Source organism: Halorubrum trueperi (assembly GCF_042662525.1).
Lineage (GTDB): Archaea > Halobacteriota > Halobacteria > Halobacteriales > Haloferacaceae > Halorubrum > Halorubrum trueperi.
The window spans coordinates 175,363-181,519 of sequence record NZ_JBHSXI010000012.1 but is presented as its reverse complement, the minus strand read 5'-3'; the positions used below and the strand labels follow the sequence as shown (position 1 = coordinate 181,519).

Sequence of the window (6,157 nt, the reverse complement as noted above, 5' to 3'; positions counted from 1 at the left end):
AGGCGTTCACGAGAGCGGAGCTCTCGTGAGCCAATCAGAACGCTTTGCGTTCTGATGACGACACAAGCAGGGAGGGACAGGAGGTCCCTCTTGAAGCCGGCGCGCAGCGCCGGCGACACCGCAACGAGGGAACGAACGAAGTGAGCGACCGAGTGAGGAGCGCAGCGAGCGTGCGCCCGCCTCGCGACTGGGGCTTTGTAAGTGTTCACCACGCTGTCGACAATCATTTATAAGCAATCAACGCCACACACTGAGCGATTCACCGCGCCGTCAACGATATATAAACAACCGCTAACAACACCACTCGTTCACTTATAAACGACCCGTCGACCGAATTGATATACTCACTCCCGCTCGTAATCAAAAGTCGTCGACGGACGCTGTTCAGTTGGGAACGGGTCTGAAAATTGTCAGCTCAGTGAAACCGCCGAACGCAACCCGGCGATCCGGTCGGACCGCGAGGCGGAACTACTTTTAAACGGCTCGTCGAAGGTCGGGGACATGACCGACGAGCCCGATAAGAGCGAGGATCCCAACGACGAGGTCCAGTACCACATTGAAGTCGGCGACGGCGACGTCGCCGACGCCGTGCTCCTCCCCGGCAACCCGGAGCGCGTCGACAAGATCACCGCGCTGTGGGACGACTACGACGAGATCGCGCGCCACCGGGAGTACCGCACCGCGACGGGCTCCTACGACGGCGCGCCAATCTCCGTGACGTCGACGGGGATCGGTTCGCCGTCGGCGGCCATCGCGGTGGAAGAACTCGCCAGGGTGGGCGTCGAAACCTTCATCCGGGTCGGCTCCTGCGGAGCGATCCAGCCCGGGATGGACGTGGGCGACCTGGTGATCACGACCGGCGCGGTCAGACAGGAGGGGACGAGCGACGAGTACGTCCGCGAGGATTACCCGGCCGCCGCCGACGGGGAGGTCGTCTCCGCGCTCGTCGCGGCCGCGGAGCGACTCGGCTACGACTACCACACCGGCGTCACCATGAGCGCCGACTCCTTCTACGCGGGACAGGGCCGACCCGGGTTCGAGGGATTCGAGGCGGCCGGCTCCGACGAACTGGTCGCGGAACTCCGCGACGCGAATGTGAAGAACATCGAGATGGAGGCGTCGGCGATCCTCACGATCGCGAGCGTGTACGGTCTGCGCGCCGGCGCGGTCTGTTCCGTCTACGCGAACCGCGTCACCGGGGAGTTCCGGACCGAGGGCGAGTCGCGCGCGGCCGAGACGGCGAGCCTCGCCGTGAAGCTCCTCGCGCGTATGGACGAGGTGAAACGCGAGGCGGGTGCGGATCGGTGGCACGCGGGACTCTCGCTGTAGGTCGAGGAGTCGCATCCGTCGAACAACACGCGCGTCGAGTTTCGTTCCGCACGCCATCCGTCGCGTCCGTTCTCCACACCACTCGTCACGGTCGTTCCAAAGCGACTTTACCCGCGGGCCGCCGACCGACATTTATGACCACACAGATCGTCGTCGTCGGGTCCGGATACGCCGGCGCAGGCGCGGTGAAGGCGTTTGAGGACGAGGTCGGCGACGGCGAGGCGGAGCTGACGTGGGTCTCGGAGCACGATTACCACCTCGTGTTACACGAGGTTCATCGCGCGATCCGCAACCCCGCAGTCGCGGACAAGATCACCATCCCTGTCGACGAGATCAAGTCCTCCCAATCCGACTTCGTGCAGGGTCGCGTCGTCGACGTCGACACCGACGAGTGCGTCGTCGAGACCGACGACGGGACCACCGTCGACTACGACTACCTGCTTCTCGCCGTCGGTTCCACGACGGCCTTCTTCGGCATCGATGGACTGAGAGAGAACGCCCACCAACTGAAGGGCCTCGACGACGCGAAGGCGATTCACGAGGAGATTCGCTCGGCGGCCGCCGAGGCGACGCGCTCGGACCCCGTGAACGTGATCGTCGGCGGTGCCGGGCTCTCCGGGATCCAGACGGCGGGCGAGATCGCGGCGTACCGCGACAAGCACCGCGCGCCGATCGACGTCACGCTCGTCGAGGGGCTCGACGAGGTGTTCCCCGGAAACGATCCGCAGATCCAGGGCGCGCTGCGACAGCGACTGGAGGACGCCGACGTGAATATCCTCACCGGCGATTTCATCTCGAAGGCGGACGAGGATGCCGTCTACCTCGGCGGCGGCGAGGAGGAGGAGTCCGAGGAGCTCGCCTACGACGTGCTGATCTGGACCGGCGGTATCACGGGCCAGCCGGAGCTGGAGGACGTCGAAGTCGAGAAGGACGAACGCTCCAACCGCGTTCACGCCGGCTCCGATTTCACCACGAGCGACGACCGCGTCTTCGCCATCGGCGACACCGCCCTGATCGAGCAGGGGGACGACGACGTCGCGCCGCCGACCGCGCAGGCCGCGTGGCAGGCCGCGGAAGTCGCCGGCGAGAACCTCGCGCGCGCCGCCCGGGGCGCGCCCCTGAAATCGTGGACGCACGAGGACAAGGGAACGGTCATCTCTGTCGGCGAAGACGCCGTCGCTCACGACGTGATGGGAGTGCCCATGAAGACGTTCGGCGGCACGCCGGCGAAGCTCCTGAAGAAGGGCATCGCCACGCGCTGGATCGCGAAGGTCTCCTCGACTGGACGCGGCGTGAGCGCGTTCGGCGACATGTAGACGGGACGGAGTCCGACCGCAGCCGACGGCCAATCGAACCCGTTCGCCCGATTTCTCTCACGGACGGACCATCGACCACCTAGTGACCCTCACTGCCGACTCCCGATCGACGACATTCGACTGGGGGCCCTCGGCCCTCGATTGAAGCGCAGCGCAGCCGCTCACCGAACCGAGAACGAAGAGAATCGGAGAGCGTTACCGCCCCGTGACGGGGCGTTCGCTGGGACGTCGGTCGCTGGGATGTCAAATCCGCGTCGAGAACGCGTGGCGGCCTCAGTGCTCGGCGGGTTCGTCGGGCGCGCGCATGTCGTCGATGCGGAGTATGAGGACGTTAGCGGTGTCGTCTTTCCCGTCGACGGTCCCATCGATGACGAGCTTCGAGAGGGGCGTCGGGCCGACGGTGACCGAGTCGCCGTCGTGGAAGTCCCGGACGGAGCCCTGCACGTGGATCTCGGCGCGGCAAAGCTCGGGGTGGTGGACGCTGGAGAGGTCGATCCCGTCGACGTTGACGCCGGTTAGCTCCTCGCCCTGGTGGAAGATGGGGACGTCGGCGGGTTCGTCCATACGCTGAATGTCGAGCGCTTCGTACGCGTTCGAGGTGGGCTTGTAGCCGCCCTTCGGTCCGGGTACCCCCTCCACCAGCTGGAGGGCCTTCAGGCTCTGCATCTGATTGCGGATCGTCCCGGGATTGCGGTCGACCTCCTCGGCTATCGCCTCGCCTTTGACTGCGTCCTCCTGTTCCCCGTACAGATTGATGAGAGCCGTGAGGATGCTTTTCTGACTCGACGTGAGCTCTATCGATGACATAGGTCCAAATAGATGGCGACCCCGCTTAAATGCGATGGAACCCTATTATAAAAGCAAGTACGCAGCGCTCAGTTTTCGCGCCGTCTGCGAAGCCGAACGTACGCGATCGGGCTCGACAGGGCGACGACGACGCCGACGCCGACAAGGGCGATTCCGAGGTCGGCGGAGACAAACGAGACGCTCGCGCCCGCGAGTCCGATCACGGCACCGGTGAACGCGACGACGATCATGGCACCGATCGGCTCGACATCGGACGGACTGGGTTCGACATCGGACGGACTGGGTTCGACATCGGACGGACTGGAGTCGCTTCCGGGGGCGCTCATGCGCGCCGATCGCACCGCGGCGTGAAAGTCGTGTGCGATCCCTCGTCGTGGCGGACGTGATGCGCTCCGACGCGCGAATGGTGCGGATCCCCCACCATTCAAGCGCCGTCGCGCCGGGTCTCCGGTATGACCACCGTCAGGATCATCGGCGCGCCGACCGACTACGGAGCGAACCGCCGCGGCGTCGACATGGGTCCGTCAGCCATTCGGTACGGGGGACTCGCCGAACAGCTCGCGAGCGCGGGCGTCGAGACCGTCGACGCGGGCGATCTCGCGGTCCCCCGCGCCGAGGAGCGCGATCCCGACACGCACACGCCCAGCGAGGGCGACGCGAAGTTCCTCCGGGAGACCGAGGACGTGTGCCGCCGTCTCGCCGACGAGGTGAGCGGGACGCTCGTCGCTGGGAACGTTCCCCTCGTGCTCGGGGGGGACCACTCGATCGCCATCGGCTCGCTCGTCGGGTCCGCGCGCGACGCCGAGATCGGCGCGGTTTGGTTCGACGCCCACGCCGACCTCAACACTCCCGCGACGACCCCATCGGGAAATGTTCACGGGATGCCGCTGGCGGCCGCGCTCGGGATGGACGAGTTCGCCGACACTGAGTGGGCGAACGCGCCCGGACTCTCGCCCGAGAACGTCGCGCTCGTCGGGCTCCGCTCGGTCGACGAGGCCGAGGTGGACGTGATTCGCGACCACGGCTTCGCTGCGTACACGATGTCCGACATCGACGAGCGGGGGATCACCGACGTGACCGAGGAGGCGCTCGGGGTCGCGTCGGCCGGCGTCGACGGGGTCCACGTCAGCCTCGATCTCGACTGGCTCGACCCCAAGGAGGCACCCGGTGTGGGGACGCCCGTCCGCGGCGGGGCTACCTACCGGGAGGCCCACAGCGCGATGGAGATCGTCGACGAGGCCGGTTGCCTCCGGTCGATGGAGCTCGTCGAGGTGAATCCAACGCTCGATCAGCACAACGAGACCGCGGCGCTCGCGACGGAACTCGCCGCGAGCGCGTTCGGAAAACGGGTGTTGTAGACCGGGGATCGCGGCCGGTGTGGTCGTCCGGGTTCGGAGGCGAAGCAGTGGTTCGAGTTCGGGGACAGAGTCGTCGCACCGACCGCCTCACTCGTCGCGGTCCAACCGTTCGACGACCCGCTGAAGGTCCGCCTCGCGTTCGATCTCGCGTTTAATCTCCTCGCGACGGCGGACTGCGGCGGAGTCGGCGTCGTACGAGCGGACGAACTCGGCGCGGGTGTGCTCGTCGAACGCGTGCCGGATCGCGAAGTACCCGTCGGGGACGATCGTGCCGCAGACTTGACATTTGTGGCGCTGGTGGCCGTTCGTCTGGTGGACGATGGCCGACTCCACGTCGTCGAAGGCGGCGTCGCAGTCGTCGATTCCGCACGTCCAGCGGGGCATGCACTGTGATCTCCGCCGAGGGGGATTAACGGTTTCCCCCGCGAGTCGGACCGCCGCGCCGCCCGATATCCTTCCCCGGTTCGCTCCCGGTCGAACGATACGCCTTTGCTCGACGACGCACACCATCCACTCGTGACCCGATCGAGAACGCGCGTCGACGCACACGTGAAGGTGCTCGACGACGACGTCGTAGCCCTCGCGAAAGAACGGGGGATCGACGCGCTCGTGTACGCGCCGCACTTCACAAGGCTACCGACAATCCGAGAGCGCGCGGCGCGGTACACCGACGACGAGCTGACGGTCGTCCCCGCGCGCGAGGTGTTCACCGGTGACTGGGGGAACCGAAGACACCTCCTCGTTCTCGGGCTGTCAGAGCCGGTCCCCGACTACATCACGTTCGAGGCAGCAATGACCGAGTTCGAGCGACAGGACGCCGCCGTGCTCGTGCCGCATCCCGGGTTCGCCACCATCTCGCTCACACGCCCGGAGATCGCGGCCCACGCCGACCGGCTCGATGCGGTGGAGACGTACAACACGAAGCTCCTCCCACACCAGAACGCGCGGACGCGTCGCATCGCCGCGGAGACAGGCCAGCCTGGGTTCGGATCGTCGTACGCCCACCTGCGCGGCACCGTCGGCGAGGCGTGGACCGAGTTCGACGCCGCGCTCGACGACGCCGACGCCGTCGTCGACGCCTTCCGGGAGGGCGGTTCCCGGACGGTGGTCCACCGCGGCGGCGCGGGCCACCAGCTCCGCGGGCTGGTCGAGTTCGCCCACCTCGGATACGAGAACACGTGGGAGAAGCTGGACAGGCTGTTCCTCTCCGGCGACGAACCGACGCTCCCGAGCAACGTCGCGTACGAGGGCAAGTTCAACGACGTGAGCGTCTATTCCGGGTCGCTATCCGACTTCCGCCCGAAGTGAACCGGCGGCGGTGAGACGGCCGTCGTGACGACCGCAGTC

General features: G+C 66.7%; 7 protein-coding genes. 4 read left to right on the top strand and 3 right to left on the bottom strand.

Annotated features, from left to right (window positions below; translation table 11 throughout):
- Positions 1 to 501 precede the first annotated feature (501 nt).
- Entirely contained in the window at positions 502 to 1,329 is an 828-nt protein-coding gene (locus ACFQEY_RS11400; protein WP_379768595.1) for a nucleoside phosphorylase, read from the top strand.
- Between the two features lie 134 nt (positions 1,330 to 1,463).
- Entirely contained in the window at positions 1,464 to 2,645 is a 1,182-nt protein-coding gene (locus tag ACFQEY_RS11395; protein ID WP_379768593.1) for an NAD(P)/FAD-dependent oxidoreductase, read from the top strand.
- Positions 2,646 to 2,918: 273 nt separating this feature from the next.
- Here the strand turns inward: ACFQEY_RS11395 and ACFQEY_RS11390 are convergent, their stop codons facing one another.
- Together ACFQEY_RS11390 and ACFQEY_RS11385 are read right to left on the bottom strand one after the other, a co-directional pair.
- Positions 2,919 to 3,452: an Rrf2 family transcriptional regulator gene (locus ACFQEY_RS11390; protein WP_379768591.1), complete on the bottom strand. Its 534-nt coding sequence runs from the start codon at positions 3,450 to 3,452 to the stop codon at positions 2,919 to 2,921.
- 68 nt (positions 3,453 to 3,520) lie between these two features.
- On the bottom strand, positions 3,521 to 3,778 hold the full coding sequence (locus ACFQEY_RS11385; RefSeq protein WP_379768589.1) for a hypothetical protein: 258 nt from the start codon (positions 3,776 to 3,778) through the stop codon (positions 3,521 to 3,523).
- A gap of 126 nt (positions 3,779 to 3,904) precedes the next feature.
- Between ACFQEY_RS11385 and rocF the strand changes: the two genes are divergently transcribed.
- On the top strand, positions 3,905 to 4,810 hold the full coding sequence (rocF, locus tag ACFQEY_RS11380; RefSeq protein WP_379768587.1) for an arginase: 906 nt from the start codon (positions 3,905 to 3,907) through the stop codon (positions 4,808 to 4,810).
- 87 nt (positions 4,811 to 4,897) lie between these two features.
- Here the strand turns inward: rocF and ACFQEY_RS11375 are convergent, their stop codons facing one another.
- Positions 4,898 to 5,194: a DUF7565 family protein gene (locus ACFQEY_RS11375; protein ID WP_379768585.1), complete on the bottom strand. Its 297-nt coding sequence runs from the start codon at positions 5,192 to 5,194 to the stop codon at positions 4,898 to 4,900.
- 132 nt (positions 5,195 to 5,326) lie between these two features.
- Here ACFQEY_RS11375 and ACFQEY_RS11370 point away from each other — a divergent pair, with 132 nt between their 5' ends.
- Positions 5,327 to 6,118 carry a PHP domain-containing protein gene (locus ACFQEY_RS11370; RefSeq protein WP_379768583.1) on the top strand — a complete coding sequence of 264 codons (792 nt, stop codon included), beginning with the start codon at positions 5,327 to 5,329 and terminating at the stop codon, positions 6,116 to 6,118.
- Positions 6,119 to 6,157: the final 39 nt, after the last annotated feature.